29 protein-coding genes and 3 pseudogenes are annotated in these 25,197 nt (G+C 64.1%); 23 read left to right on the forward strand and 9 right to left on the reverse strand.

Annotation, left to right across the window (positions count from 1 at the left end):
• The first annotated feature begins 12 nt into the window (after positions 1 to 12).
• From H9L14_RS00975 to pnp, 15 genes and pseudogenes are all read left to right on the forward strand, one after another.
• The gene (locus H9L14_RS00975) at positions 13 to 666 is read left to right on the forward strand and encodes a TorF family putative porin (RefSeq protein ID WP_281389400.1); all 654 of its coding nucleotides are present in this window, start codon (positions 13 to 15) and stop codon (positions 664 to 666) included.
• A 125-nt stretch (positions 667 to 791) separates the two neighbouring features.
• A complete protein-coding gene (locus tag H9L14_RS00980; RefSeq protein ID WP_187708867.1) occupies positions 792 to 1,109 on the forward strand; it encodes a hypothetical protein in 318 nt (105 codons plus the stop codon).
• A 105-nt stretch (positions 1,110 to 1,214) separates the two neighbouring features.
• On the forward strand, positions 1,215 to 2,261 hold the full coding sequence (locus H9L14_RS00985) for a type III polyketide synthase (protein ID WP_187708868.1): 1,047 nt from the start codon (positions 1,215 to 1,217) through the stop codon (positions 2,259 to 2,261).
• Positions 2,261 to 2,764, forward strand: a complete 504-nt coding sequence (locus H9L14_RS00990) for an isoprenylcysteine carboxyl methyltransferase family protein (RefSeq protein WP_187708869.1) — start codon at positions 2,261 to 2,263, stop codon at positions 2,762 to 2,764. Before H9L14_RS00985 ends, H9L14_RS00990 begins: the two co-directional genes overlap by 1 nt.
• 101 nt (positions 2,765 to 2,865) lie before the next feature.
• Positions 2,866 to 3,410: pseudogene (gene rimP, locus H9L14_RS00995) on the forward strand (ribosome maturation protein RimP).
• A gap of 47 nt (positions 3,411 to 3,457) precedes the next feature.
• A complete protein-coding gene (nusA, locus tag H9L14_RS01000) occupies positions 3,458 to 5,038 on the forward strand; it encodes a transcription termination factor NusA (protein WP_222949957.1) in 1,581 nt (526 codons plus the stop codon).
• On the forward strand, positions 5,019 to 5,735 hold the full coding sequence (locus H9L14_RS01005; protein WP_187708870.1) for a DUF448 domain-containing protein: 717 nt from the start codon (positions 5,019 to 5,021) through the stop codon (positions 5,733 to 5,735). The genes nusA and H9L14_RS01005 overlap by 20 nt, the downstream gene beginning before the upstream one ends.
• Before the next feature lies 1 nt (position 5,736).
• Positions 5,737 to 8,252, forward strand: a pseudogene (infB, locus tag H9L14_RS01010) (translation initiation factor IF-2).
• A 3-nt stretch (positions 8,253 to 8,255) separates the two neighbouring features.
• Entirely contained in the window at positions 8,256 to 8,648 is a 393-nt protein-coding gene (gene rbfA, locus H9L14_RS01015; RefSeq protein WP_187708871.1) for a 30S ribosome-binding factor RbfA, read from the forward strand.
• Positions 8,645 to 9,181 carry a GNAT family N-acetyltransferase gene (locus H9L14_RS01020; RefSeq protein ID WP_187708872.1) on the forward strand — a complete coding sequence of 179 codons (537 nt, stop codon included), beginning with the start codon at positions 8,645 to 8,647 and terminating at the stop codon, positions 9,179 to 9,181. The genes rbfA and H9L14_RS01020 overlap by 4 nt, the downstream gene beginning before the upstream one ends.
• A complete protein-coding gene (locus H9L14_RS01025; protein ID WP_187708873.1) occupies positions 9,169 to 9,564 on the forward strand; it encodes a hypothetical protein in 396 nt (131 codons plus the stop codon). The genes H9L14_RS01020 and H9L14_RS01025 overlap by 13 nt, the downstream gene beginning before the upstream one ends.
• Before the next feature lie 3 nt (positions 9,565 to 9,567).
• A complete protein-coding gene (locus H9L14_RS01030) occupies positions 9,568 to 10,188 on the forward strand; it encodes a thymidine kinase (RefSeq protein ID WP_187708874.1) in 621 nt (206 codons plus the stop codon).
• Positions 10,188 to 11,069 carry a tRNA pseudouridine(55) synthase TruB gene (gene truB, locus H9L14_RS01035; RefSeq protein ID WP_187709814.1) on the forward strand — a complete coding sequence of 294 codons (882 nt, stop codon included), beginning with the start codon at positions 10,188 to 10,190 and terminating at the stop codon, positions 11,067 to 11,069. The genes H9L14_RS01030 and truB overlap by 1 nt, the downstream gene beginning before the upstream one ends.
• Positions 11,070 to 11,086: 17 nt before the next feature.
• A complete protein-coding gene (rpsO, locus tag H9L14_RS01040) occupies positions 11,087 to 11,356 on the forward strand; it encodes a 30S ribosomal protein S15 (protein WP_187708875.1) in 270 nt (89 codons plus the stop codon).
• Positions 11,357 to 11,520: 164 nt separating this feature from the next.
• Positions 11,521 to 13,905 carry a polyribonucleotide nucleotidyltransferase gene (gene pnp, locus H9L14_RS01045; protein WP_187708876.1) on the forward strand — a complete coding sequence of 795 codons (2,385 nt, stop codon included), beginning with the start codon at positions 11,521 to 11,523 and terminating at the stop codon, positions 13,903 to 13,905.
• A 149-nt stretch (positions 13,906 to 14,054) separates the two neighbouring features.
• On the opposite strand, the gene H9L14_RS01050 is transcribed toward pnp, so the two are convergent.
• The 5 genes and pseudogenes from H9L14_RS01050 to H9L14_RS01070 all read right to left on the reverse strand — a co-directional run bounded on the left by H9L14_RS01050 (position 14,055) and on the right by H9L14_RS01070 (position 17,117).
• Positions 14,055 to 14,816: an isocitrate lyase/PEP mutase family protein gene (locus H9L14_RS01050; protein ID WP_187708877.1), complete on the reverse strand. Its 762-nt coding sequence runs from the start codon at positions 14,814 to 14,816 to the stop codon at positions 14,055 to 14,057.
• Positions 14,817 to 14,837: 21 nt separating this feature from the next.
• On the reverse strand, positions 14,838 to 15,218 hold the full coding sequence (locus H9L14_RS01055; protein WP_246444666.1) for a DoxX family protein: 381 nt from the start codon (positions 15,216 to 15,218) through the stop codon (positions 14,838 to 14,840).
• A gap of 80 nt (positions 15,219 to 15,298) precedes the next feature.
• Positions 15,299 to 16,018, reverse strand: coding sequence for an HvfC/BufC N-terminal domain-containing protein (locus tag H9L14_RS01060; protein WP_187708879.1), 720 nt, complete (start codon positions 16,016 to 16,018; stop codon positions 15,299 to 15,301).
• Positions 16,008 to 16,834: pseudogene (bufB, locus tag H9L14_RS01065) on the reverse strand (MNIO family bufferin maturase). The gene H9L14_RS01060 and the pseudogene bufB overlap by 11 nt, the downstream one beginning before the upstream one ends.
• A gap of 4 nt (positions 16,835 to 16,838) precedes the next feature.
• Positions 16,839 to 17,117 carry a BufA1 family periplasmic bufferin-type metallophore gene (locus tag H9L14_RS01070; RefSeq protein ID WP_187709815.1) on the reverse strand — a complete coding sequence of 93 codons (279 nt, stop codon included), beginning with the start codon at positions 17,115 to 17,117 and terminating at the stop codon, positions 16,839 to 16,841.
• Here H9L14_RS01070 and H9L14_RS14885 point away from each other — a divergent pair.
• The 4 genes from H9L14_RS14885 to H9L14_RS01085 all read left to right on the forward strand — a co-directional run bounded on the left by H9L14_RS14885 (position 17,116) and on the right by H9L14_RS01085 (position 19,588).
• Positions 17,116 to 17,325: a hypothetical protein gene (locus H9L14_RS14885; RefSeq protein ID WP_222949878.1), complete on the forward strand. Its 210-nt coding sequence runs from the start codon at positions 17,116 to 17,118 to the stop codon at positions 17,323 to 17,325. The two genes, H9L14_RS01070 and H9L14_RS14885, sit on opposite strands and share 2 nt — an antisense overlap.
• A gap of 21 nt (positions 17,326 to 17,346) precedes the next feature.
• Entirely contained in the window at positions 17,347 to 17,916 is a 570-nt protein-coding gene (locus tag H9L14_RS01075; RefSeq protein ID WP_246444318.1) for a sigma-70 family RNA polymerase sigma factor, read from the forward strand.
• Positions 17,906 to 18,541, forward strand: coding sequence for an NrsF family protein (locus H9L14_RS01080; protein ID WP_187708880.1), 636 nt, complete (start codon positions 17,906 to 17,908; stop codon positions 18,539 to 18,541). Before H9L14_RS01075 ends, H9L14_RS01080 begins: the two co-directional genes overlap by 11 nt.
• Before the next feature lie 111 nt (positions 18,542 to 18,652).
• Positions 18,653 to 19,588 (forward strand): LysR family transcriptional regulator, encoded by a 936-nt coding sequence (locus H9L14_RS01085; RefSeq protein WP_187708881.1) that lies wholly within the window; start codon positions 18,653 to 18,655, stop codon positions 19,586 to 19,588.
• Here the strand turns inward: H9L14_RS01085 and H9L14_RS01090 are convergent.
• The 4 genes from H9L14_RS01090 to H9L14_RS01100 form a co-directional block, all read right to left on the reverse strand.
• Positions 19,523 to 19,924 carry a carboxymuconolactone decarboxylase family protein gene (locus tag H9L14_RS01090; RefSeq protein WP_187708882.1) on the reverse strand — a complete coding sequence of 134 codons (402 nt, stop codon included), beginning with the start codon at positions 19,922 to 19,924 and terminating at the stop codon, positions 19,523 to 19,525. The genes H9L14_RS01085 and H9L14_RS01090 overlap by 66 nt on opposite strands.
• The gene (locus tag H9L14_RS14890) at positions 19,924 to 20,301 is read right to left on the reverse strand and encodes an MFS transporter (protein WP_222949879.1); all 378 of its coding nucleotides are present in this window, start codon (positions 20,299 to 20,301) and stop codon (positions 19,924 to 19,926) included. Before H9L14_RS14890 ends, H9L14_RS01090 begins: the two co-directional genes overlap by 1 nt.
• Before the next feature lie 11 nt (positions 20,302 to 20,312).
• Complete coding sequence (locus H9L14_RS01095) at positions 20,313 to 21,116, reverse strand: MFS transporter (RefSeq protein ID WP_222949880.1); 804 nt, start codon at positions 21,114 to 21,116, stop codon at positions 20,313 to 20,315.
• 88 nt (positions 21,117 to 21,204) lie between these two features.
• Positions 21,205 to 21,654, reverse strand: coding sequence for a cupin domain-containing protein (locus tag H9L14_RS01100; protein ID WP_187708883.1), 450 nt, complete (start codon positions 21,652 to 21,654; stop codon positions 21,205 to 21,207).
• Positions 21,655 to 21,898: 244 nt separating this feature from the next.
• On the opposite strand from H9L14_RS01100, the gene H9L14_RS01105 reads away from it, so the two are divergent.
• From H9L14_RS01105 to H9L14_RS16405, 4 genes are read left to right on the forward strand one after another with little or no spacing between them, the layout of a single operon-like run.
• The gene (locus H9L14_RS01105; RefSeq protein ID WP_187708884.1) at positions 21,899 to 22,723 is read left to right on the forward strand and encodes a 3-hydroxybutyrate dehydrogenase; all 825 of its coding nucleotides are present in this window, start codon (positions 21,899 to 21,901) and stop codon (positions 22,721 to 22,723) included.
• Positions 22,724 to 22,730: 7 nt separating this feature from the next.
• A complete protein-coding gene (locus tag H9L14_RS01110) occupies positions 22,731 to 24,029 on the forward strand; it encodes an NAD(P)/FAD-dependent oxidoreductase (protein ID WP_187708885.1) in 1,299 nt (432 codons plus the stop codon).
• Positions 24,026 to 24,472, forward strand: coding sequence for a patatin-like phospholipase family protein (locus H9L14_RS15375; protein WP_281389401.1), 447 nt, complete (start codon positions 24,026 to 24,028; stop codon positions 24,470 to 24,472). The genes H9L14_RS01110 and H9L14_RS15375 overlap by 4 nt, the downstream gene beginning before the upstream one ends.
• The gene (locus tag H9L14_RS16405; protein WP_343070272.1) at positions 24,430 to 25,164 is read left to right on the forward strand and encodes a DUF3734 domain-containing protein; all 735 of its coding nucleotides are present in this window, start codon (positions 24,430 to 24,432) and stop codon (positions 25,162 to 25,164) included. The genes H9L14_RS15375 and H9L14_RS16405 overlap by 43 nt, the downstream gene beginning before the upstream one ends.
• The last annotated feature ends 33 nt before the right edge of the window (positions 25,165 to 25,197 follow it).

Raw genomic sequence — 25,197 nt, forward strand, 5'->3', positions numbered from 1 at the left:
CTCTGTCTCTCTATGCCTGCAGCGGCAGAGATCGGGGCTACAGTGTCAGTCTTCAGCGAGGCCAGATTCCGCGGCTATTCGCTGAGTGCCGGTCGCCCGGTCGCGAGCCTCGACTTGTCTTATGATTATCCTGGAGGGCTTTACGGAGGCCTGTCGGCGGCTGTGGTCATGGGAGGGGAGGACTCGGTCCGGCCGTTGGGATTGGTATTGAACGGCGGTTACGCGAAGCGGCTTTCGTCCGGCTTGGTCCTGGATGCCGGCGTTGTGCATGCCGCCTACGCGAAATACGCGGCCAGAGCGTCGGGGAGTTCCTACACCGAACTCTACGCCGGCGTGACCCACAAGTTCCTGTCGTCTCGTATCACCTTTGCGCCGCATTACTTCGAGCATGGCGCAAGCACGCTTTACGGAGAGGTGGACGCTAACGTTACGCCCTTTCGGAAGCTCCACCTGAACGGGCATTTCGGTGCGCTGTTTCCGATCAGCTACAACGACGAAAGCGAAAGTCCGGATGTGCAATATGACTGGCGCGTCGGCGCCGCCCGCGAGTTCGGTGGCGTCTCCCTCCATCTGATCTGGTCAGGCGGCGGACCGGGAAAGGATTTTTACCGGGGCCGATACCACGACCGGAATGCGCTCATCGTGGGTCTCAGCTGTCCTCTTTGACAGCCGATTGAACCCTTTGGTCGCCTGGGCGCACTAACGCACTGCTGTGACGGCGATCCGCTCATCCGAGCATCGCTGTCGGCGTGTGTCGTTCCTGAGCGGGGGCAGAACAAGGAGCTTCGATCATGAGACGAACATTCTGTCTCTTTGCCGCGACGGCAATCGCGCTGCCGTCCGCTGCGGTTCCGGCCCCACCGGCCCCCGGCAGCATTTCACCGAACCATGAAACGGGTCAGCAAGTGGGAGGCGAGAACGGCCTCGAATGCGACGAGGGCGGCACACCTCCTAGCCAGTCGGGCCGGGAGCCTGGTCCTGGGTCCCCCTTCCAGGAGGACAGCGTTTCCGGTTCGCACTATGCTGGCAATCAGGACGGCATCAACAACAAGAACACCGCGTCCGTTTCGCAATACGACATTGCCTGCTTCAAGGGGCCTGGTCAGTAGTGACCGGCCAAGGCTGGCCCGCCTCGCCCTCGGGCGGGCCAGTTGCCTCTTAAGCATTCGGCTTGTGCGGCGTGACTGATGATATAAGCCGGAAGGCCCAAGCCGATGCAACAATGCAGCTTACTCTCTCTCGCGACTGCGGTCCCACCGCACGTAATCGAGCAACAAGACGCGAAGGCGTGTGCCCGCGAAGCCTTCGGTGGGAAGAAGGCCTTGTTTGACCGCCTCGCGGGGGTCTTCGACAATGCCGGCATTGCCCGGCGCCACATCGTTGCTCCGCAGGAATGGTACATGTCCGCCCACGGCTGGCATGATCGCAATGCCGTCTATCTGGAAGCCGCCGAGAGCTTGTTCGTCGAGGCAGCGAGCGATGCGATAGAGAAAGCAGGGCTGGCGCCCGAACAGATCGACGGCGTCGTCACCGTTTCCACCACCGGAATCGCGACTCCGAGCCTTGAGGCGCGCGTGGGACCGCTCATGGGGTTTCGGGATGACGTCCGCCGGGTCCCGATGTTCGGCCTCGGCTGCGCGGGCGGGGTGAACGGCCTAGCGACGACCTCGCGGCTTGCCGCCTCGGAGCCGGGGACGAACTGGCTGTTCGTGACCGTCGAGACCTGCTCCATCTCCATTCGCCTCGACAGCGACGACCCCGCTGCGGTGGTCGCGACTGCCCTGTTCGGTGACGGAGCGGCCGCAGCCGTCGTCACCAGCGGCGAGCACAGCATCGCCCGGATCATGGGGGGCGCCGAGAAGCTCTTTCCCGATACGCTCAGGATCATGGGCTGGGATGTCGAAGACCCGGGTCTGGCCGTTGTGTTCGATCGCGCGATCCCGCCGTTTATCGAAAAGAATCTCGCAAGCACCGTCGACGAGATGTGCGCCAAGCTTGGCATCGACCGCAGCGACATTGACCGCCTGTGCTGCCATCCCGGCGGAGTGAAGGTGATCGACGCGATCGAGACGGCTCTGCATCTCAATCAGGGCGAGCTCAACATCGAGCGCGAGGTGCTTCGCGATTTCGGCAATATGAGTGCGCCGACCGTGATGTTCGTGCTCGATCGTCTGCTGAAGCAGGGACTTCCGGACCGAGTGCTAATGACAGCCTTCGGGCCAGGTTTCACCTGCGCCGGACTCCTGTTGGAAGCCGCCTGATGAGCCCGCTCTGGCTGGCGGTAGTCATTCTCGGATTCGTAACCCTGCAAAGGCTCATCGAACTCCGGCTCGCCGACAGCAACAGCAGGAAGCTGCTCTCCGAGGGTGCTGTCGAATTCGGCCGCGACCACTATGCGTTCATCGTCGGTCTGCACATGATCTGGATCGCGGCACTCTGGTGGTGGGCGCCAGGGCAGCCGATCGACTTTGCACTGCTCGTCCTGTTCGCACTGCTCCAGCTCGGACGCGTGTGGGTGATCGCCACTTTGGGGGGTCGATGGACGACGCGTATCATCGTGATGCCCGGCGCGCCACTTGTCCGGACCGGCCCCTATCGTTTCCTCAGGCACCCGAACTATCTCATCGTGACCCTGGAAATCGCCGTCCTGCCCATGGTCTTCGGCCTCTGGCGAATTGCACTCGTTTTCAGCCTGTTGAACGCGATCATTCTCGCGGTCCGAATACGGGCGGAAAACCGCGCCCTGGCCAGCTTGCGAAGCTAATTGTTCAAGCCTATATCGCACTCCTCTCCTCGACATCGTTAGATGCCTGAGGCTGGGGCCCCACGGCTCCGGTCCGAGAGATTTTTGGATTTGAAGGTCGCATGACGGACATCGCCGAATTGAACGCTTTGCTGGAGCCCGAGGTGGAGAGCCTCGGCTATCGGCTCGTGCGCGTCGCGCTCGTGGGCGGGCGTTCCGACCCGACTCTTCAGATCATGGCCGAGAATCCGAGCACTCGTCAGCTCGACCTCAGTGACTGCGAGAAGATTTCGCGGCGGCTGTCCGAAAAGCTCGACGCGATGGAAGCGGAAGGCCGCGATCTCATCGAAGGGGGCTACCGGCTCGAGGTCAGCTCGCCCGGCATAGACCGTCCGCTGACCCGGCTCGCCGATTACGACGACTGGAAGGGACACGAGGCACGCGTATCGCTCGCGGAACCGCTCAACGGTCGCAAGCAATTCTCCGGTACTCTCGCGGGACGGGCGAAGGCGGAACAGTCCATGTCACCGGCAAGGACGGAAACGACTATATAGTTCCCTTCGCATCAATTCACTCGGCCAAGCTCCTGCTGACCGACAAGCTCATCAACGCAACCGCGCCGCTCAGCACCGAGGGCGCCGACACCATCCAGACTGTAGAGGACTAACACATGGCCACTGCCGCCCGCCCGTCGCATCAGCGAACAAGGCCGAGCTGCTCGCAATTGCCGACGCGGTTGCCCGTGAGAAGCTGATCGATCGCGGCATCGTCATCGAGGCGATGGAAGACGCGATCCAGCGCGCCGCCCGTGCCCGCTACGGCGCCGAGAACGATATTCGCGCAAAGCTCGACGGCGAGACCGGCGACCTTCGTCTGTGGCGCGTCCTCGAAGTCGTCGAAGAAGTCGAGGATCATTTCAAGCAGATCGACCCGAAGGGCGCCCAGAAGCTGCAAAAGGATGCAGCCATTGGCGACTTCATCGTCGATCCGCTGCCGCCGATAGAGTTCGGCCGCATCGCTGCCCAGGCCGCCAAGCAGGTGATCTTCCAGAAGGTCCGCGACGCCGAGCGCGAGCGCCAGCATGAAGAGTTCAAGGACCGCGTCGGCGAGGTCATCACCGGCGTCGTCAAGCGCGTCGAGTTCGGCCACGTTGTCGTTGATCTCGGCCGCGCCGAAGGCGTTATCCGCCGCGACCAGCAGATCCCGCGCGAAATGGTTCGCGTCGGCGACCGCATCCGTTCGCTGATCCTTCGTGTCAGCCGCGAAGCCCGCGGCCCGCAAATCTTCCTGTCGCGCGCTCACCCGGACTTCATGAAGAAGCTGTTCGCACAGGAAGTGCCGGAGATTTACGACAGCATCATCGAGATCAAGGCCGCCGCCCGCGACCCGGGCAGCCGAGCCAAGATCGGCGTTATCAGCCACGACAGCTCGATCGACCCGGTCGGCGCCTGTGTCGGCATGAAGGGCAGCCGCGTTCAGGCGGTCGTCCAGGAACTCCAGGGCGAGAAGATCGACATCATTCCATGGTCGGACGACCTCGCGACCTTCGTCGTCAACGCGCTACAACCGGCGACGGTCAGCCGCGTCGTCATCGACGAGGAAGAGAGCCGTATCGAGGTCGTGGTTCCCGACGACCAGCTCAGCCTGGCGATCGGTCGCCGCGGCCAGAACGTTCGCCTAGCCAGCCAGCTGACATCTTCGCAGATCGACATCCTCACCGAGGCTGATGCGAGCGAGAAGCGACAGCGCGAGTTCATGGAACGCACCGAGATGTTCCAGAGCGAGCTCGACGTCGACGAGACGCTTTCGCAGCTGCTGGTCGCCGAAGGCTTCACCAGCCTCGAGGAAGTCGCCTACGTCACGCTCGACGAGATTGCGTCGATCGAGGGCCTCGACGACGAAATCGCCGGCGAGCTTCAGAGCCGCGCTGCCGAAGCGCTCGAGCGCCGCGAAGCCGCTTCGCGCGAGGAGCGCCGTGCCCTTGGCGTCGAGGATGCTCTGGCCGAGCTTCCGCACCTCACCGAGCAGATGCTGGTGACGCTGGGCAAGGCGGGCATCAAGACGCTCGATGATCTCGCCGATCTCGCGACCGACGAGCTGATCCAGAAGAAGCGGCAGGAGCCGCGCCGCCGCGCCGAGAACGCGCCGAAGCGCGCCGAGGACAAGGGCGGACTCCTGGCCGACTATTCGCTGACCGAAGAGCAGGGCAACGAGATCATCATGGCCGCTCGCGCCCACTGGTTCGAGGACGAGCCGAAGACCGAGGAGGCCGCCGATGCGGAATCCTCGCAATGATCCGCTAGAAGCGCACGTTCCGGAGCGCACCTGCATCCTCTCGCGGCGAACCGCGTCGCGGGAGGAGCTGATTCGGCTTGCGCTCGGTCCTGACGGCACGGTTGCACCGGACGTCCGCGCCCGAGCTCCGGGTCGTGGCGCATGGATTGGAGTGTCGCGCTCCGAGCTCGATGAGGCCATTGCCAAGGGGAGACTGAAGGGCGCACTCCAGCGCGCGTTCAAGACGAACGACGTGAAAGTGCCCGACGACCTTGGCGAACTTATCGCCCAGGCCCTGCGCCAGGCAACGCTCGACCGGCTAGGTATGGAGGCTCGTTCGGGCAATCTGATCAACGGCGCCGATCGCGTTGAGACCGCTGCCCGCAACGGTAGCGTCCATCTGTTGATCCATGCGTCGGACGCGGGCGAGGACGGGCGCAGGAAGCTCGACCAGGCCTGGCGAGTTGGCTCAGACCCGGAAACCGTTGCCAACAGCGGTGGCCAAGGTCTTCTATTTCCCGAGGAACGCACCATCTTGTCGATGGCCTTGGGGCGCGAGAATGTGGTACATATCGCGCTGACCGATCGTGCCGCCGCAGCGCGTGTTCTCCACGCGCTTTCCCGGTGGCGCGCTTTCATTGATCCCCGTGCGGGTCTAGAGGGCGGCGACCCCGCTTCTGGCCCCGGCTCGGCTGACGCAGATTTGACGAAGGAATAGGATGACAGACCAGACCGACAAGCCGAAGCTTGGAACCCGGCCGCCGCTGGGCCTCAAGCGCACGGTCGAGACCGGCAAGGTCAAGCAGAGCTTCAGCCACGGCCGCTCGAACACCGTCGTGGTGGAGGTCAAGAAGCGCCGGATCCTCGGACGTCCGGGCGAGGCTCCCCCGCCGAGGCTCCGAAGCCGGAACCCGTCGCCGAAGCGCCCAAGCCGGCGCCGAAGCCCGCTGCCCCGGCTCCGCAGCCGAAGCGCACCGCACCCATCGACGACATTACGGCGCGCAAGGAGATGCAGACCCGCCTCCTTCGCGAGGCCGAGGAAGCGCGCCTCGCGTCGCTGGAGGAAGCTCGCCGTCGCGATGATCGCAAGCGCACCGAGCAAAGCGAAGACGAAAAGCGCCGCGCCGAAGACAATCGCAAGGCCGAAGAGGCTGCGATCGAGCAGGCGCGCGTCCAGGCCGAGGAAGAAGCTCGCGCTGCTGCTGAGGCGGCCGCCGCTCCGGAGCCCGAGCCTGTCATCGAGGAAGAAAGCGAAGATCGTGGCGCTCGCCGTCCGGCCGGCGGTCATGCCCCGGCGCCGCGCCGTCCCGAGCCCGCTCGTCCGAGCCGCGGCCGCGGCGACGACCGCCGTCACCATGGCAAGCTGACCGTCACTCGCGCCCTTTCGGGTGAGGATGACAGCCGCGCCCGTTCGCTGGCTGCGCTGCGTCGTGCCCGCGAGAAGGAAAAGCGTGCCCATCAACAGTCCGGTCCCGCCGCAAAGCAGTATCGCGACGTGGACGTTCCCGAGGCGATTACCGTCCAGGAACTCGCCAAGCGCATGGGTGAGCGCGGCGCCGATTTGGTCAAGGCCCTCTTCAAGATGGGCACGCCCGTCACGATCACCGAGACGATCGACCAGGATACGGCCGAGCTGCTGATCGAGGAGTTCGGTCACCGCATCAACCGTGTCAGCGACGCCGATGTCGATATCGACACGACGGTCGACGTTGATCCGGAGGATACGCTCAAGCCGCGTCCCCCGGTCGTCACGATCATGGGTCACGTCGATCACGGAAAGACGTCTTTGCTCGACGCCATCCGCGGCGCCTCCGTCCAGTCGGGCGAGGCCGGCGGCATCACGCAGCACATCGGCGCCTATCAGGTGCAGTTGCCCGACAAGTCAAAGGTCACCTTCCTCGACACCCCGGGCCACGAAGCCTTTTCGGAAATGCGCGCTCGCGGTGCGAACGTCACCGATATCGTCATTCTGGTGGTTGCGGCCGACGACGGCCTTCGCCCGCAGACGATCGAGGCGATCAATCACACCAAGGCCGCAGGCGTCCCGATGATCGTCGCGATCAACAAGATCGATAAGCCCGAAGCCAAGCCGCAGAAGGTCCGCGAGGAGCTTCTGCAGCACGAGATCATCGTCGAGGACATGGGCGGCGAGGTTCAGGATGTGGAAGTCTCCGCGACGAAGAAGACCAACCTCGACAAATTACTCGAGGCCATCCAGCTGCAGGCGGAGATCCTGGAGCTGAAGGCCAACCCGGACCGTGCAGCCGAAGGCACCGTAATCGAAGCGAAGCTCGACAAGGGCCGCGGCCCGCTCGCGACCGTCCTTGTCCAGCGCGGCACGCTGCGTGTCGGTGACGTGTTCGTCGCCGGTGCATCGAGCGGCAAGGTGCGCGCGCTCGTCGACGATCACGGACGGCAGGTTAAGGAAGCTGGTCCGTCATTCCCGGTCGAAGTTCTCGGCCTGTCGGCGGTTCCCGCGGCCGGCGATCCGTTCACCGTCGTCGAGAACGAGGCTCGCGCCCGCGAAGTCGCGGACTACCGCAAGAGCGTCCTCGACAAGAAGCGGACGACCGCTGCACCGGTCAGCATCGAGAACATGTTCTCGGCGCACGCTTCGACGATTGCGGAAGTACCGTTGGTCATCAAGGCGGACGTGCAGGGATCGGTCGAAGCGATCGTCAATGCGCTCAACCGCCTGTCGACCGACGAGGTACGCGTGCGCATCCTCAACTCGGGCGTCGGCGCGATCACCGAAAGCGACGTGACATTGGCCAGCGCGAGCGGCGCGCCGATCATCGGCTTCAACGTCCGTCCGAACGCCAAGGCTCGCGAAGTCGCGAACCGCACCAAGGTCGAGTTCCGCTACTACGACGTCATCTATCACCTGACCGACTGGGTTAAGGGTGCGATGGCCGGCGAGCTTGGTCCGGAGATCATCGAAACGGTCGTCGGCCGCGCGAAGGTCCAGGAAGTCTTCCCAGCAGGCAAGCGGGACAAGGCTGCCGGCCTGCTCGTCCTCGAAGGCGTTATCCGCAAGGGCCTCAACGCACGCCTCACGCGCGAGGACGTCATCGTGTCGAAGACGACGATCAGCTCGCTTCGGCGTTTCAAGGACGACGTTGCGGAAGTCACTTCGGGCCTCGAGTGCGGCGTGCTTCTGGCGGATACGAATGACATCAAGCCGGGTGACGCGCTCGAAGTCTTCGAGGTCGAGGAGCGCGCACGGACGCTATAACGAATGCGCCGTCAGGAAACTGCAGAGGGCCGCTCCGTACGCCTGCTTCGCGTTGGCGAGCAGGTGCGCCACATTTTGAGCGAATTGCTCCAGCGCGGTGACGTGCATGACGATGTGCTTCAGTCGCACCTCGTCAGCGTCACCGAGGTGCGCATGTCGCCGGACCTTCGGCATGCGACCGTGTTCGTGAAGCCGCTGCTCGGTCAAGACGAAGAAGCGGTGCTGAAGGCGCTTCGCCAGAACACCGCCTTCCTCCAGCGCGAGGTCGCCCATCGCGTCCGGAAGAAATATGCGGCGAAGCTCAAGTTCAAAGCCGACGAGAGCTTCGACGAAGGCACGCACATCGACCGCATCCTCCGGTCGGGGCACGTCGCGCAGGACCTCAACGAAGAATGATCGACGGCCTCGATGCGCCCATGACCGGCGACGGCTGCCGGGCCGAGCTGGTCACCGACGAACGCCTTGAAACGCTCAAAGCCGCCTGCGCGGAGGACCGCGAAATCTGGGCGATCTACGCCAACAATTTCGGGCCGGACGGTTTCGACGAGAGCATCGCGCTCTACCGGTCCAGCCCGCGCAACCGGACCTTCGTTCTTTTCGAAGGCGACGAACTTGCCGGAATGTCGAGCTTCCTCGGTATCGATGATAACCGCCAATGCCTCGAGATCGGCGGCACCTATTATCGGCCGCACCTGCGCGGCAGCGGTTTCAACCGCCGCGTGAAGGACATGATGCTCAAACGCGCGTTCGACAGTGGGATGCGCCGCGTCGAGTTTCGCGTCGACGCTCGCAACGAGCGCAGTCTGGCGGCGATGAAGAAGCTCGGTGCTGTCCGGGAAGGAGTGCTCCGCGCTGACCGCATCACCTGGACTGGCCACGTCCGCGACACCGTCCTGTTCGCGATTCTCAAGGAAGAGTGGCCGTTATGAAGCTTGTCGCCGCACTTCTCCTCCTCGCCGCCGTTCCCGTTCAGGCGGCCGGCCTGACGGTCCGTACCGGTGAGACCTGGATCTTCACGGTCAAGAAGGGAGAACCGGCGCACGCTCGCCGCGTCGCCCCGTCCGCGAGGATTCCGAAGGGCCAGATCAAGGTTTCGGTGCGGCCCATGCTCGGTACGGCCATGACTGTCACCAACAACAGCGCGATTGCCTACACCTACCGCGCGGAGCTTCTGTCGGGCGGCAAGGCTTCGGTCGCGCGATCCTGCACCCTGCCGCCGAACGCCCGCCCGTCGTTCGAGCAATGGCAACAGAACGCCGATGCCGTCCGCATCGGCGGTTTCAAAGTCGCCAGCGCGGACGGGACCTGCTGACCGATGGCCAAGCTCTATTTCTATTATGCGGCAATGAATGCGGGGAAATCGACGACGCTGCTTCAGGCCGACTTCAATTACCGCGAGCGCGGGATGGAAACGATGCTGTGGACCGCGGCGGTCGACGACCGGCTGGGTGTCGGCGCGATCGGCTCCCGCATCGCCCTGTCGGCCGCAGCACACACCTTTGACGAAAGTAGCGATCTCTTCGTCGCGATCAGCAATGAATTGAGAAAGCGCAAGCTCGACTGCATCCTGATCGACGAAGCGCAATTCCTGTCGCAACCGCACGTGCTGCAACTCTGCGAAGTCGCCGACCAGCTGAACATCCCAGTGCTCTGCTACGGGCTGCGTACCGACTTCCAGGCCAAGCTTTTTCCCGGATCGGCGGCGCTGCTTGCTCTGGCGGATACACTCGTCGAACTGAAGGCCGTTTGCGAATGCGGGCGCAAGGCGACGATGAATCTGCGGGTCGACGAGGAGGGCCACGCGATCGTCCGCGGCCAACAGACAGAGATCGGCGGAAACGACCGCTACATCGCCCTTTGCCGCAAGCATTTCTTCGAGCGGCTGAACGAGAGCCGGGCGCGCCAGCTCAGCCTCGGCCTTCCTCGCTCCCAGTGATCAACGGCTGGATCGTGCTCGACAAGCCGGTCGGGCTTGGCTCGACGCAGGCCGTGTCGAAGGTAAAGCGCGCGCTTCGCGATGCGGGAGAACCCAAGCACAAGGTCGGTCACGGCGGCACGCTCGATCCGCTCGCCAGCGGCGTGCTCCCGATAGCTATCGGCGAAGCCACCAAGCTGTGCGGACGAATGCTGGACGCGAGCAAGGCGTATGAGTTCACGGTCAAGTTCGGCGAGGAGACCGACACGCTCGACAGGGAAGGGCAAATTGTCGAGACGAGCGCCGTCCGTCCGTCCCGCGACCAGATCGAGACCGTCATCGGAGCCTTCACCGGCGAGATCGACCAGATTCCACCGGCCTACTCCGCGCTGAAAGTGGAAGGGAAGGCGGCTTACGCCCGCGCCCGCGCTGGCGAACAGGTCGAACTCAAGCCGCGCAAGGTCACCATTTTCGAGCTCAGGCTCCAAGAAACCACGCCCGACAGCGCGACCTTCCACGCGCACGTATCGAAAGGCACCTACATCCGCTCCCTCGCCCGGGACTTCGCCCACGCATTGAACACGGTCGGCCACGTCACCATGTTAAGGAGGACGCGGGCCGGCCCGTTCGGGCTCGAAAAGGCCATTTCACTGGACTTTCTTGCCGAAGCCGCTAAGGCGCGGCGGCTGATTGGGGCGGTACTTCCGCTGGAAGCGGCGCTGGACGACATCCCGGCCCTCCCCATCACTCCCGACCAGGCACAACTGCTCCGCTTCGGACAGCGCCTGATCGGTTTCCCCGAAAAGCCGGGGCTTCAACTGGCGACAGAGGGCGGACGCCCGGTCGCTCTCGTTGAAGCAACGGCCGACGGCCTGAAGGTCGTCCGGGGGTTCAACATCTAGAGACAGGAGTAAAGACGATGTCGATTACCGCAGAGCGCAAGGAAGCGCTGATCAAGGAACATGCCCGCGGTTCGGGCGACACCGGTTCTCCCGAAGTCCAGGTCGCGATCCTCACGGAACGCATCAACAATTTGACCCAGCACTTCAAGGGCCACGCCAAGGACAACCATTCGCGCCGCGGCCTACTCATGATGGTCAACCAGCGCCGCTCGCTCCTCGATTATCTCCGTGGCAAGGACGCACAGCGTTACACGGACCTGATCGCGAAGCTCGGCCTCCGCAAGTAACTCACTCAGCGGCCCCATTCCGGGGCCGCTTACGTTTTGAAAGTCCCGCATTTCGGTGGGGCGTTCATGGGGCAGGAACGAACGCCCCGACCGACCGTGAACCGGCTAGTTCGCGAAAATGATGACCCCGGCAGGCATCCGGCCGCCGGGTGAAGGGACGATAAATGTTCAAAATTCATACTGTTGAAACCGAGATCGGCGGCAAGACGCTGAAGCTCGAAACGGGCCATGTTGCCCGCCAGGCCGACGGCGCGGTCATCGCGACCCTCGGCGAAACCGTGGTGCTTTGCGCGGTCACCGCCGCAAAGTCGGTCAAGCCGGGGCAGGACTTCTTCCCGCTGACCGTCCACTACCAGGAGAAGTTTTCCGCCGCCGGCCGTATCCCGGGCGGCTTCTTCAAGCGTGAGCGTGGAGCGACCGAAAAGGAAACGCTGACCAGCCGCCTGATCGACCGCCCGATCCGCCCGCTCTTCCCCGAAGGCTTCTACAACGAAGTCCTCGTGATCGCGCAGGTCCTTTCCTACGACGGCGAGAACGAGCCCGACGTCCTCGCGATGATCGCCGCTTCGACCGCGCTGACGATTTCCGGCGTGCCCTTCATGGGCCCGATCGGCGCCGCCCGCGTCGGCTTCGTTGACGGGGAGTACATCCTCAACCCGACCCAGGCGCAGATCGCCGAAGGTCAGCTCGATCTCGTCATGGCCGGCACTCCGAACGCCGTGATGATGGTGGAGTCCGAGGCCAAGGAACTAAGCGAAGAGCAGATGCTCGGCGCCGTCATGTTCGGCCACGCCGCCAGCCAGAAGATCTGCAACCTCATCATCGATCTGGCCGAGAAGGCCGCGAAGGATCCGTGGGAGCTCGCGCAGAGCGACGACAAGGCCGCGGTTAAGGACAAGCTCAAGAAGCTCGTCGGAGCCGACATCGACGCCGCCTACCGCCTGACCAACAAGTCGGAGCGCTCGGCTGCACTCAACGCCGCCCGCGAAAAGGCCAAGGAAGCCTTCGCCGAAGCGGACCCGCAGGAGCAGCTGATTGCCGGCAAGGCAGTCAAGGGCCTCGAGGCCGACATCGTCCGCACGGCGATCCTCAAGGAAGGCCGCCGCATCGACGGCCGCGACACCAAGACGGTCCGCCCGATCGAGGCGATGGTCCATTTCCTTCCGCGCACGCACGGCTCCGCCCTGTTCACGCGCGGCGAGACCCAGGCGATCGTGACCACAACGCTGGGCACCAAGGAAGCCGAGCAGATGATCGATGGCCTGGAAGGTCTCTCCTACCAGCGCTTCATGCTGCACTATAACTTCCCGCCCTATTCGGTCGGCGAGGTCGGACGTTTCGGCGCTCCGGGCCGTCGCGAAGTCGGCCACGGCAAGCTCGCATGGCGGGCAATCCACCCGATGCTGCCGAGCGTTGAGGAGTTCCCGTACACCATCCGCGTCCTGTCCGACATCACGGAGAGCAACGGCTCCTCGTCGATGGCGACGGTCTGCGGCGCCTCGCTTGCCCTGATGGACGCGGGCGTTCCGCTCAAGCGTCCGGTCGCGGGCATCGCCATGGGCCTGATCCTTGAAGGCAAGGACTTCGCGGTGATCAGCGACATCCTAGGTGACGAAGACCACCTCGGCGACATGGACTTCAAGGTCGCGGGCACGTCGGAAGGCGTCACCTCGCTCCAGATGGACATCAAGGTCGCCGGCATCACCGAGGAGATTATGAAGACCGCTCTCGCCCAGGCGAAGGACGGCCGTGCTCACATTCTCGGCGAAATGGCGAAGGCCCTCGATCACACGCGCGAAGAGCTGTCGGCTCACGCGCCGCGCATCGAGACCATGTCTATCCCGAAGGACAAGATCCGCGAAGTCATCGGCACCGGCGGCAAGGTCATCCGCGAAATCGTCGCGGAGACCGGCGCCAAGGTCGACATCGACGACGACGGCACGATCAAGATCGCGTCTTCGGACCCGGCCAAGATCGAGGCCGCCCGCAACTGGATCCGCGGCATCGTCGCGGAGCCGGAGCCGGGCACGATCTACACCGGCAAGGTCGCGAGCCTCGTCGACTTCGGCGCGTTCGTCACCTTCATGCCGGGCAAGGACGGCCTCGTGCACGTCTCGGAAATCAAGAACGAGCGTGTCGAGAACGTCCGCGACGTCCTGACCGAAGGCCAGGAAGTGAAGGTCAAGCTGCTCGAGGTCGACCAGCGCGGCAAGGTTCGCCTGTCGATGCGCCTCGTTGACCAGGAGACTGGCGAAGAGCTTCCGGACACCCGCCCGCCGAGGGAGCCGCGCGAAGGCGGCGACCGTGGCCCGCGCGGTGACCGTGGCGATCGTCATCGTGGCGGCGGACGTGATCGCGGCGGACGCGACGACCGTGGTCCCCGTGGCCCGCGCGGCGACCGTGACCGGGGCCCGCGCGACGACCGCGGACCGCGGGGCGAAGGCCGTGGCGACCGCGGCCCGCGCCGGGAGCGCGAAGGCGGCGAGAACGAAGGCAATGCACCCGAGTTCGCACCCGCGTTCCTGACCGGCGGAAACGACGAGGACTAAGCGTCTAGCCAGTCAGACTAACTGAAATCGAAAAGGCCTCGTGAGCAATCGCGGGGCCTTTTTGCTTCCCCGCTAATGCCCATCTCAACTCCTTTCGGACACAAGACCAACAAGGTGCCTCCCGAGATAAGGAAGCCGGCGTCAAGGGATCAGGCCAGTTCTCGCGCGGCGGTTTCCAGCGCTCCCATCGCGACCAGATAGGGATAGGGTCCGTGACTGATCCGGGCGACGCCCACGTCGGTCAGATCGGCGATCGACGGCGTGGTCGACATGCGCATCACGTTGAGCGGCAACGGCGAACCGGCCGCCAGCTCGCGGATCAGGTCGAGGTTGGTGACAAACGGGACGAAAAGGCCGTCGGCTCCGGCAGCAGCATAAGCGCGGCCGCGCTCGAGCGCCTCCTCGACCATCGCCATGGAGTGCTCCTCCGAGGGCTTCTGGAAGAAGACGTCGGTGCGCGCATTGACGAAGAAGCCGGGACAGGCCTGATCGGCCGAGCGGCGCGCTGCTTCGTACCGGGCCGCGGCTTCATCGGCCGGCCTCAGACTCGCGTCGGCGGGATTGCTGTCCTCCAAGTTGCAGCCGATGGCGCCCGCTTCGATCGCAAGGCGAACCGTCGCGCCTACGCCGGCCGCATCCGCGCTGAATCCGCTCTCGAGGTCGGCAGTCAGCGGCAGATCGACTGCCTGCGCAATCCGTCGGATCGTGTCGAGATGGAGGTTTCGATCCACCTTCTCGCCATCGGGGAACCCGTTCGCGGCGGCGATCGACCAGCTTCCTGTCGCGATCGCGGCGGCTCCGGCCTTCGCGACGGCCTGCGCACTTCCCGCATCCCAGGCATTGAACAGGATCAGGGGCGAACCGTGCTTATGCAGCGCCCTGAAGGCGGAGGTCTTGTCTTGCTGGGTCATGCAAGGCGTCCCTAACGCCGTTCAGGGCAGTTTCAAAAGACGATCCAGCGACAATTTGCCGCCACCGAGCGCAATGAGCGGAAGGAGAAGCCCCGCCCAGCTGAGATGCGTCGGCCACGCGTCGGGATAGACGAAAATCTCGATGACCAAGGTCATGACGAGAAGTGCAGTCGCGCTGAACCGGGTGAACAGGCCAAGCGTAAGCAGAATGGGGAAAAGATGCTCGGAATAGGTCGCGGCGTAGGCGGCAGCTTCCGGCGGGATTAGCGGCAGGGCATAATCGGTTCGAAAGAGCTCGAATGCGGTGTCGTTCACCGTCAGCAGCCCGTCCACCTTGGTTCGGCCCGACATGAAGAAGACTGCGGCTATGCCCAGCCTCTGGACAAGCAAGAGCAGCGACATCGGGAGGAGTTGCTCCGAAGTGCTGGCGAAGAAATCGTAGGGTCTGCGCCACACCGGTGCGGAAGCTTGCGTTGCCATTCTTAATTCCTTCCAGGTAAGGGTTGGGCGAACACGCCCAGGTTGAGGAGCGAGACGAAGATCGCCTCGCCGTTTTCGTCGGGGTAGAGCCGGGCGGCGGCGGCAAGGCTTTGGCCGACGTGCTCGCCGAGCCGGATCCCGAACAGAATCCGGTGAGCCGCCGCGCCGATTCGAGGCGTGTGCATTTCGAATGGCGAGGGCCGCGCGAACAATGCGCCCTCAGGCTTCCATTCGGGCTCGATGGTCGACGGCAGCGGGCGCTGGTGGGCGAGCCAGATGCTCATCGCGGGCGTTTGCAGCCAGTTGAACCTGACCGCGGGATGGAGGTTCAGCCGAAGGCAGGAAAGTTCGAGATTGCCGGCGGCAACAAGCGGCTCTTCGTCCGCCGCCATCAGCGATTCGACGTGCAGGCGTTCGACTCGGGCGACGTCGGTCAAATAGGAAAGATCGGCGATCCAGGGCTGCTCGGAAATCCAATCGGCGAACTCGTCTCCATAGAGGGCGAGCACGGGTGATTTCGGCGGGTGGGCAGTCGAATATTCGACGGCGATTGCTTCGAACATTTCCTCGCCGACGATCTGTTCGACGACCGGGTAATTGGATCGCAGGGCCTCGACCGCACCGTGGATCACAGTATTACGGTAGACGGCGAGCGGCCCGGTTGCCGGACGGTCGATCGCTGCCACGAACTGGCGCTGGAAGGCGATCAGGTCAGGCAGCAAGGCGGAGCCCTCCGTCGAGGACGGCCTGAGCGCGGTCGCGCTCGCGAAGCAGCTCGTCGAAGGATGGGACATTGCCGTCCCGCTCGATCAGCGTAGGGCGGGCCCCGATGCGACCGATGAAGTCTTCGTAAAGGGACCAGACAAGCTCGCTGACCGGCTCGTCATGACTGTCGATGAGCAAGGTGCCGCCTGCGTCGTGGCTGTGACCGGCAAGGTGTATCTCGCCGACGAGCTTGGCGGGTATGTCGAGCAACCAGCTCGCGGCATCGAAACCGATATTGTTCGCGCCGACTGCGACGTTGTTCACGTCGATGAGCAACTTGCAGCCGCTGCGACGGGCGAGCTCGCGAAGGAAGCTGGTCTCGCTCCAGCGATGCTGGCTTAGCGGCAGATAATGGGTGGGATTCTCGATCAGGATCTCGCGCCCGAGCGCGTCCTGTACCTGGCCGATGTTGGCGCTGAGGCGGGCAAGCACCTCGTTCGTCCGCGGCAGAGGCAGGAGGTCGGGGAAGCTCCGGCCCTCGAAGCGCGACCAGGCAAGGTGTTCCGAGACCAGCGCCGGCTCGAACCGATCGACCAAGCGCTTCAAGGCCGCGAGATGATCGCGATCCGGTTCGGCAGCGTTCCCGAGTGAAAGGCCTACGCCGTGAAGTGACAGGGACGGTCGCGGCGAAGCTCTTCGAGCATGGCCAGGCGCGGCCCGCCATCGACCATGTAGTTCTCGGCATGAACCTCGAACCAAAGTCCCACCGCCGGCGATGCCATCGCATCGCTGAAGTGCTGCGGCTTGAATCCAAGGCCGGCGGTGGGAGTCATGGCGTTACCGTGCGATCGGCTTCAGCGAGCCGACGCCCTTTGGAGTCTTAATTGACGCGCAGGTGCCCTTGGCGACATATTTCCAGGCGTTGCCCTGGTAGTCCTTCTTGGACGTGCCGGCGCAGGTCGTGCCGGCGCCCGCGGCGCAGTCGTTCTTGCCGGCAAGCGAAATGCCGAAGCACTTGTCCTTGGTCGGCTGCGGCTTGACCGGCGAGGCGACCGCTGCGGTGGCCGCGAACGCGCTGAGCGCCGTGGCGGTGACGATCGTAGCGAACTTCTTCATGTCCTTTTCCTTCCAGTTCAGTGGCGGTTTCCCGGGCGTCATGATCGCGGTTGGAGCGTCGGAGATGAAATGCCCCTTCGGCATAATCTCGATGCATTCAGCCCATGACCGCGTCGAATGCGGCCATGTCCCGCTCATTCGGCAGGGGAGCGTGATGCGTTACGGACCGGAGAAAAAATCTTTCATGGTTGTCCGGCTGGTGCTGTAACCGCGAGCTCGGAGCGGTCGAATGAAGCAGCATGACGAGGCGGATCTGCTCGAAGCCAAGCTGCGCGCGCTGATGATCGCGAGCATGAGCGGCCAATCCGAGGCGTATCAGACATTGCTCCGCCTCTGCTCCGTCCGGCTACGTTCCTATTTTGGGCGTCGCCTTGCCGGTCGCGAGCATGACGTGGAGGATCTCGTGCAGGAAACGCTGATTGCGATTCATCGCAAGCGGGCAACCTACGACCAGTCGCTTCCATTCACCGCGTGGCTGCACGGGATCGCGCGCTATCGGCTGATCGACTTTCTGCGTCGCGACAGGCGCAAATTCGAAGTCCCGGTGGACGATGACGCTTTCGAGTTGGAGGGCGGGGACGCTTTCGCCGCGATACTCGCCGAGATCGACCTGGAGAGCCTGCTCGCCAGACTGACTCCCAACCAGGTCGCCGCAATTCGATTGACGCGCATTGAGGGGTATTCGGTGCGCGAGACCTCCGAACTGACCGGCCAGAGCGAGCCTTCGGTCAAGGTCAATGTACACCGCGGCCTCGGACGGCTCATGGCGACCATCAAGGGCGGCGGACATGCGAACTGACGATCTCATCGCCGGATTGGCCGAAAGCCCCTGGCCCCGCGAGCGGCCTCCGATGCGCCTTGCAGCCGCGCTCCTCACCGGCTGGGCCATTGCGCTGGTCGGCCTTGTGCTGGCGCTCGGCCCGCCATTTGCTGCCGTGCGTGAAACCGGCCTCCTTCCGTTCGCGGTAAAGTTTGGTTTCACGCTGACATTCACCGTCTTCTCGGTGCTCGCCTCGATCGCGGCGGGCAGGCCAGGCAAACGGATTGCCTTCCGGCTGTCCCTGATTGCGGCGCCGTTCTTGGTCCTCGCCATTCTTGCGGCGCTGGAAATTAGCTCGACGCCACGGGATGCCTGGGGTGAGTTATTTTTCGGAACGACATTCATCACCTGTCTGACGGCTATCGTGCTCGGAAGCATTCCGGTCCTCGTCGCCGGCTTTTGGGCTTATCGCGAAATGGCGCCGACGCGGCCCGCCGTCGCAGGTCTGCTCGTCGGCCTGAGCGCTGGAGCGGCCGCCGCCTTCGCCTATGCGCTTTATTGCCCGGAAACGACTGCCTGCTTCCTACTCGCGGCGTATACGCCTGGTGCTCTCCTGGCGTCTTTGGCGGGGATGGCAGCCGGGCAGCAGCTTTTGCGCTGGTAGGCCAGCGTATCGGATCAATGCCTACCGGGCATGCCCGATCTGCTGGCGCCTGTCGTTGCGGGCGTGTAAGTAATCCACGCCTCGAACCCCGAGGGGAACGCGCTCATGGAAATGCAGCAGGTTCGGTATTTCGTCGCCCTCGCGGGTACGCTGAACTTCACGCGCGCTGCCGAGCAGTGCAACGTCAGCCAGCCCGCGCTCACTCGGGCAATCCAGCAGCTGGAGCACGAGCTGGGCGGCCCGCTATTCCATCGCGAACGCGGGAACACACACCTGTCCGAGCTCGGACGGATGATGCTGCCCTACCTGAAGACGGTCGAGGAAAGCTGCCGGGCAGCGCGCGACCAGGCCAAGGCAGTAAAAAAGCTCGAGCAGGCGACACTCACGATTGGCACCATGTGCACGATCGGTCCCCAATTGGTCTCCGATTTGCTCGTTCGATTCCAGGCACAGCATCCGGGCGTGGAAGTGCGGATCATCGATACCGGCGCCCCCCAGATGATCGAATTGCTGGAGAAAGGCGACCTCGAGGTTGCCATTGTCGGCGTCCCGGACGAGCTGCCGCCGACCCTGCATCAGCTTCCGATCTTCGAGGAACGGTTTGTAATCGTTCTTCCGCCGAACCATCGGCTGGTTGCGCACAACCCGGTCCGCGCCGCCGAGCTGGACAAAGAGCCATATGTCAGCCGCTCCAATTGCGAGGTGTTCGAGCCGGTTCGGAAGGAGCTGTTCGCTCGCAACATCTATCTGCAACAGGTCTTCAGCTCGCCCCGCGACGATTGGGTGCAGGGGATGATCAAGGCCGGCCTCGGACTCGGTTTCTTCCCGGAATTCAGCGTGACCGATCCCGATCTCGTGGTCCGGCCTTTGGTCGAGCCGAGCTTCACCCGGACGATCTATCTCACGACAGTGCGAGGCCGTCCCTATTCGCCGGCGGTCGGAGCGTTCGTGCAGGAGGCTCGGCGATATCCTTGGCCGGCGTCACGAATGGCAGCCGCCGGGGCAGACGCGATCTCCCTCCAGCAGCAGATCATGGCAGTCGGCTAAGGCATTCAGCGCCGCCGGGAATCCGCCGTAGACGGCGGATTGCATCAGGATCTCCACGATTTCCGCCTTGGAGATGCCAAGCTTGGTCGCTGCTGCGACATGGTGTCGCAGCTGCGGGCCGCCGTGCCCGAGCGTTGCGAGCGCAGCGATCGCGACGATCTCGCGGTCACGCATGCCGAGGTCGGCTCGCGAGTAGAGGTCGCCGAAAGGGAATTCGATCGCCATCCGCGCAAAATCGGGCGCCACTTCCGCAACCCGGCTCGTCAGGAACTGCTCGAGCGAGCCTGACGACAATTGCTGCATAATCTCCACGCCACGACGGTAACGCTCACTCATTACGCACCTTCCGGTCTGACAAGCTTGGACCCCAGCAACGCGGCCAGGGCCAACGCCGCGAACACGCCCGCAACTGCCGCGGTCCATCCGAGGCGGTCGAACAACTGGCCAATCACCGCTGCGCCGGCGAGGCCGCCGCAATAATAGGAAGAGAGGTAAAGACCGCTGGCGGCCGCCTTGTCTCCTCGGGCGATGCGTCCGACATGCCCGGTCGCGACAGCCTGTGCAAAGAACGTCCCTACGCCGACGAGAGTCAGTCCCGCGATGACCGAATAGAGGCTTGGCAGGAGCACCAGCGCGAGGCCGACGAGCGCGACGGCGAGGCTGCCCGCCGCTGCGGGGCCGGGGCCGATCCGGCGCACCGTGGATCCGGCCATTGGCGTTGTGATCATCGAGGGCAGGAAGACGAGGAAGACCAAGCCAGCGCGGCCATCGACAGCGCATGCGGCGGGCGCATCAGAACGAAGCCGACGTAGGTGAAGATTCCGATGAAGCCGAACAGGATCAGGAATCCGATCGCGAACGTGCGGCGCAGCGCGGGGTCGGACAGATGCTCGAGCCATGCGTTCCAGAAACGGCCCTTGCGATCCATCGGCTCGGGTGCGTTCCGATGCAGGGCCACGGTGACCAGAGACGCGCCCGCGATGTTCAGCAGCGCGAAGAAAAGGAAGCTGTGCTCGGCGCCGACCAGGCTCGCGACGAAGGCGGCGGTCAGGCGTCCGATGAGGTTGCTCGCGACGACCCCCGTTACATAGGCGGCAAGCGCGTGCGCAGTCCGGACTTCGCAACGTTCCGCAAGGTGCGTCAGCGTCAATGTAAAGGCCGCGGCCATGAATAGGCCCTGCACCACTCGCAGGATCGCGAAGACAGTAAGGTTGGGAGCGAAGGCGAGCATCGCCGTCGGCAAGGATAGTACGAGCAGGCTGAGCGCGATCGCGCGCTTGCGCTCGATATTCGCGCTGAACACGCCGACGAGAAGCCCGGAGATCGCCATGCCGAGCGTGCTGGCGTTGGCTGCCAGGCCGATCTGGGCCGGTGTGACCCCGTAGGATTGCGCCAAGCTGGGCAGGATTGCCTGGGTGGCGAAAAGGTCGACCAGAGTCAGGAAGCCGATCACCGCGATGAGCAGCGATCGGTTAGCCGAAAGTCCGGCCGGCTCATGTGCGATCGCAGCGCGGGCAATGTCGGTCATGGCGCAGTCCTGAAAGGGATGGCGTCCCGCCCGGGGGCAGAGGCGGGACGCCGATTTGCCGGCGAGGGAGCGGTTGCCGGCGCGGGGATTACTGGCCGTGGAAGACGTCCGACGAGAGCAGGACGGCCGGCACGTTGCCGTGGTTTTCCCAATAGTGGCTGAGGCCATCGGCTTCGCGGCTGATGTCGCCGGCCTTGTGGTCGATCGGAGCGCCGCAAGCGGAGCTATGCTCGGTGATCGAACCGCTGATCACGTAGATCAGCGCGGGACGATCCTTGTGGCTGTGAAGTGGGACGATCCCGCCCGGCTGAACGACCAGGCGGCGAGTGCGCAACTGGCGGCCGTCGACACCGATCTCGGAACCGAGATTGATCGATCCGATCACGTCGTCGGTGACGCCCTTCGGCATCGTCGGCGCATTGGCGAGATCGCTTGCACCGGCGGTCGAGCACTGGCCAGCAACTGCCGGGGTGGCGAAGCTGCCCATGGCCGCAACGGCAATGGCAGCCGTCGCGAGCTTGGTCTTGAGATTGAACATTGCCGTCTCCTTGAAATCTTCGAATGGGACGGTCGCGAAAGCCGGACTGCAGGATGCCAGAGAGTGTCTTCAGTCCCGTGCGTCATCGGCTGAGTTGCCGGCTTTCACGACGCTTCATCAAATTACGGAGCGCGGGCTTCTCGCGGAAATCGCAAGGCCGCATGGACTTCATGCACGAAGCGCATTTCCATCATTCGCGTGTGTGGCCGATCCTAAGCGCTCAACCAGATTGGAGTGCTCGAAGATGGACATGCAGGTCCAGGAAATGACGGACATGAATCGTCCGCTTGCAGGTAAGGTCGCGGTTGTCACCGGATCCACCAGCGGTATCGGGCTCGGGATCGCCCGCGCCTTCGCCGAAGCCGGTGCAAACGTGGTCATCAACGGCCTGGCAGAGCAGCGCGAGATCGACTTCGTTTGTGAAGAGCTCGACGGGATCTGCCCGGTCAGCCGCATCGTCTACAATGGCGCGAACTTGATGAAGCCCGATGAGGCGACCGGCCTCGTCGAAGAGACAATCGCCGAGTTCGGCGGGATCGACGTCCTCGTGAACAATGCGGGCATTCAGCACGTGAGCCCGATCGAAACCTTTCCGCCGGAGAAGTACGAGGCGATCATCGCCCTCAACCTCTCGGCCGCCTGGTACACGTCCCGCGCCGCTTTCAGTCAGATGAAGCAGGCCGGTTTCGGCCGCATCATCAACGTCGCGTCTGCACACGGCCTCGTCGCATCGCCGTTCAAGAGCGCCTACGTCGCCGCCAAGCACGGCGTGATCGGCCTCACCAAGACGCTCGCGCTCGAGGGCGCCGAGCACAACATCACCTGCAACGCGATCTGCCCGGGCTACGTCTGGACCCCGCTGGTCGAGAACCAGATTGACGACACCGCCAAAGCGCGGGGTATTTCCCGCGAAGAGGTGATCCGGGACGTCCTGCTCGCAGCTCAGCCGAACAAGCGTTTTGCGGAAGTCGAGGAGCTGGGTGCGCTCGCGGTCTTTCTGAGCGGACCCGGCGGCCGATCGATCACCGGGACCGCGCTTCCGGTCGACGGCGGCTGGACGGCGCACTGAGACTGAAATGCAGGAGGTGAGCACTCGACCGCGCGTCGTCATCGTCGGAGCCGGCTTTGGCGGACTGGCCGCAGCCAAAAGGCTGGCCGGCCGGGCCGTCGATGTGACTGTGGTCGACCGGCGCAATCATCACCTGTTCCAGCCATTGCTGTATCAAGTTGCGACCGCAGCTTTGTCGCCCGCCGACATTGCGGCGCCAATTCGCTCGATCCTAGCGAATGCGCGGAACGTCCGCGTGCTTCTCGACGAAGTGCACGACGTAGACGCAGACTCAAACCGCGTCGCCCTCGCGAGCGGACGGAGCCTGGAATATGACTGGCTGATCCTCGCGACGGGCGCTCGCCACAGCTATTTCGGCCGCGACGAATGGGCCGCGCATGCCCCGGGCCTCAAGAGCATAGAGGATGCGCTCGCAATTCGCCGCAAGGTGCTGCTCGCGCTCGAACAAGCGGAAAACGAGACCGATCCCGAGCGCCGCAAGGCTTTGCTTACGTTCGTCGTTATCGGCGCCGGCCCGACCGGCGTCGAGATGGCCGGAGCGATTGCCGAACTGGCGCGCCGCGCGGTCTCCAGCGACTTTAGAAGCATCACTCCGCATTGCTCACGCGTCGTCCTGGTCGAGGCAGGAAAGCGGGTACTTTCCGCTTTTCCCGGCAAGCTGTCGGACGATGCGGCACGGTCCCTGGTCGATCTCGGCGTCGAGGTGCGGCTCGGTTCCCCGGTTTTCGACGTCGGCTCGGGCTACGTTCAGCTCGGCGACGAGTTGATCCTGGCTCGCACGATTGTCTGGGCAGCAGGCGTGCAGGCCTCGCCCGCCGCGGAATGGCTCGACGCCGAGCAGGACATGAACGGCCGGATCTTCGTCGAGCCCAACCTTCGGGTTCCATCTCGCGAACGCATCTTCGCGATCGGCGACACGGCCAACGCAGCCGATAGGAGTGGCAAGCCTTTGCCCGCCGTCGCACCCGTCGCCAAGCAACAGGGGCAATATGTCGCCGACGTCATTCTCGGCCGGCGCAAGGCTGCCTTTGCCTACCGTGACTTCGGCAATCTGGCGACGATCGGCCGCAGCAAAGCGGTCATCGACTGGGGCGCGCTGCAGCTCAGCGGCTTGACCGCCTGGCTGATCTGGTCGGTCGCCCACATCTGGTTCCTCGTGGGCTTCCGAAGCCGCATCGCCGTCGCGATCAGCTGGCTGTGGAGCTACGCGACCTACCAGCGAAACGCCCGCCTCATCACCGGCGAGCACCCAAGCACACCAACTCAACTGAAGCGTCTTCCGACGCTCGAAAGGAAATGCGCATGACAACTCTCGCCAACGAAGTGGCCGCGCTTGGCCAGACCGTGCTCGTCCTTCAGGGCGGTGGTGCGCTCGGTGCTTACCAGGTCGGCGTTTACGAGGCGCTCGACGAAGCCGGGATCGCTCCGCAATGGGTGATCGGCACGTCCATCGGAGCGATCAACGCCGCTCTGATTGCCGGGAGCAAGCCCGGCGAGCGCGTCGAGAAGCTGTGCGAGTTCTGGTCGCGGGTTCAGAACGATCATCTCATTCCGCAGGGCATGCCGAACTGGATGGCCACCGCCGCGCGCAACTTCCGCGCGATCACCGCGGGCGTGCCGTCCTTCTTCACTCCCAATCCGATGGCGTTCCTGAGCCCCACAACCGGCTCGGGGCAGAAAAGGCCGGCTATTACACGGTCGATCCGCTGCGCCGCACGCTCGAGGAACTGGTCGACCTCGACCAGCTGAACAAGGGTGGGACTCGCATCACAGTTGGCGCCTCGAGCGTGCGCACGGCCGAGATGCGCTACTTCGATTCCCGGGACATGCCGCTGACGCTGGACCACGTTCTGGCCTCAGGCGCGCTTCCCCCGGGTTTTCCGCCAGTGCGGATCGACGGCGAGCTCTATTGGGACGGCGGCATCCTCTCGAACACGCCGGTCGAGGTCGTGTTCGACGACAATCCGCGAAAGGACAGTCTCGTTTTCGCGGTGCATATCTGGAACCCGCACGGGCCAGAGCCGGAGACCATCTGGGAAGTGATGAACCGACAGAAGGACGTGCAATATTCGTCGCGGGCCGCAGCGCACATCAAGCGCCAGCGGCAGCTGCACAAGATGCGGCACATCATTGCCGAGCTGAGCAGAATGCTTCCCGAGGACAAGCGCCGCGACAATCGGCTGGCGGACATGGCGTCCTACGGCTGCCTGACGCGGATGCACGTCGTCCGATTACTGGCGCCGGCGCTCGATCATGAAGATCACAGCAAGGACATCGACTTCAGCGCGAACGGCATCCGCCGGCGGCGCGAGGCTGGGTACCGCGACACGATGGAGACACTGGAGAAAGCGCCGTGGCGCGCTCCGGTTGACGACATCGAGGGTTTCATACTTCACGAAGCGAGCGGTGGGCGGATGGTCCAGACTGCTGCGGCGAGGTGATGCGCGAAGCGCATGCGTCCGGCGCATCGAAAC

It is taken from the genome of Sphingomonas sediminicola (assembly GCF_014489515.1).
GTDB lineage: Bacteria > Pseudomonadota > Alphaproteobacteria > Sphingomonadales > Sphingomonadaceae > Sphingomicrobium > Sphingomicrobium sediminicola.

Coding starts and splice junctions, on each gene's coding strand:
- H9L14_RS00975 (WP_281389400.1), top strand. CDS start 13: ATGCCTGCAGCGGCAGAGATCGGGGCTACAGTGTCAGTCTTCAGCGAG.
- H9L14_RS00980 (WP_187708867.1), top strand. CDS start 792: ATGAGACGAACATTCTGTCTCTTTGCCGCGACGGCAATCGCGCTGCCG.
- H9L14_RS00985 (WP_187708868.1), top strand. CDS start 1,215: ATGCAACAATGCAGCTTACTCTCTCTCGCGACTGCGGTCCCACCGCAC.
- H9L14_RS00990 (WP_187708869.1), top strand. CDS start 2,261: ATGAGCCCGCTCTGGCTGGCGGTAGTCATTCTCGGATTCGTAACCCTG.
- H9L14_RS01005 (WP_187708870.1), top strand. CDS start 5,019: ATGCGGAATCCTCGCAATGATCCGCTAGAAGCGCACGTTCCGGAGCGC.
- rbfA (WP_187708871.1), top strand. CDS start 8,256: ATGCGCCGTCAGGAAACTGCAGAGGGCCGCTCCGTACGCCTGCTTCGC.
- H9L14_RS01020 (WP_187708872.1), top strand. CDS start 8,645: ATGATCGACGGCCTCGATGCGCCCATGACCGGCGACGGCTGCCGGGCC.
- H9L14_RS01030 (WP_187708874.1), top strand. CDS start 9,568: ATGGCCAAGCTCTATTTCTATTATGCGGCAATGAATGCGGGGAAATCG.
- rpsO (WP_187708875.1), top strand. CDS start 11,087: ATGTCGATTACCGCAGAGCGCAAGGAAGCGCTGATCAAGGAACATGCC.
- pnp (WP_187708876.1), top strand. CDS start 11,521: ATGTTCAAAATTCATACTGTTGAAACCGAGATCGGCGGCAAGACGCTG.
- H9L14_RS01050 (WP_187708877.1), bottom strand. CDS start 14,816: ATGACCCAGCAAGACAAGACCTCCGCCTTCAGGGCGCTGCATAAGCAC.
- H9L14_RS01055 (WP_246444666.1), bottom strand. CDS start 15,218: ATGTCGCTGCTCTTGCTTGTCCAGAGGCTGGGCATAGCCGCAGTCTTC.
- H9L14_RS14885 (WP_222949878.1), top strand. CDS start 17,116: ATGTCCTTTTCCTTCCAGTTCAGTGGCGGTTTCCCGGGCGTCATGATC.
- H9L14_RS01070 (WP_187709815.1), bottom strand. CDS start 17,117: ATGAAGAAGTTCGCTACGATCGTCACCGCCACGGCGCTCAGCGCGTTC.
- H9L14_RS01075 (WP_246444318.1), top strand. CDS start 17,347: ATGAAGCAGCATGACGAGGCGGATCTGCTCGAAGCCAAGCTGCGCGCG.
- H9L14_RS01080 (WP_187708880.1), top strand. CDS start 17,906: ATGCGAACTGACGATCTCATCGCCGGATTGGCCGAAAGCCCCTGGCCC.
- H9L14_RS01085 (WP_187708881.1), top strand. CDS start 18,653: ATGCAGCAGGTTCGGTATTTCGTCGCCCTCGCGGGTACGCTGAACTTC.
- H9L14_RS01090 (WP_187708882.1), bottom strand. CDS start 19,924: ATGAGTGAGCGTTACCGTCGTGGCGTGGAGATTATGCAGCAATTGTCG.
- H9L14_RS14890 (WP_222949879.1), bottom strand. CDS start 20,301: ATGGCCGGATCCACGGTGCGCCGGATCGGCCCCGGCCCCGCAGCGGCG.
- H9L14_RS01095 (WP_222949880.1), bottom strand. CDS start 21,116: ATGACCGACATTGCCCGCGCTGCGATCGCACATGAGCCGGCCGGACTT.
- H9L14_RS01100 (WP_187708883.1), bottom strand. CDS start 21,654: ATGTTCAATCTCAAGACCAAGCTCGCGACGGCTGCCATTGCCGTTGCG.
- H9L14_RS01105 (WP_187708884.1), top strand. CDS start 21,899: ATGGACATGCAGGTCCAGGAAATGACGGACATGAATCGTCCGCTTGCA.
- H9L14_RS01110 (WP_187708885.1), top strand. CDS start 22,731: ATGCAGGAGGTGAGCACTCGACCGCGCGTCGTCATCGTCGGAGCCGGC.
- H9L14_RS15375 (WP_281389401.1), top strand. CDS start 24,026: ATGACAACTCTCGCCAACGAAGTGGCCGCGCTTGGCCAGACCGTGCTC.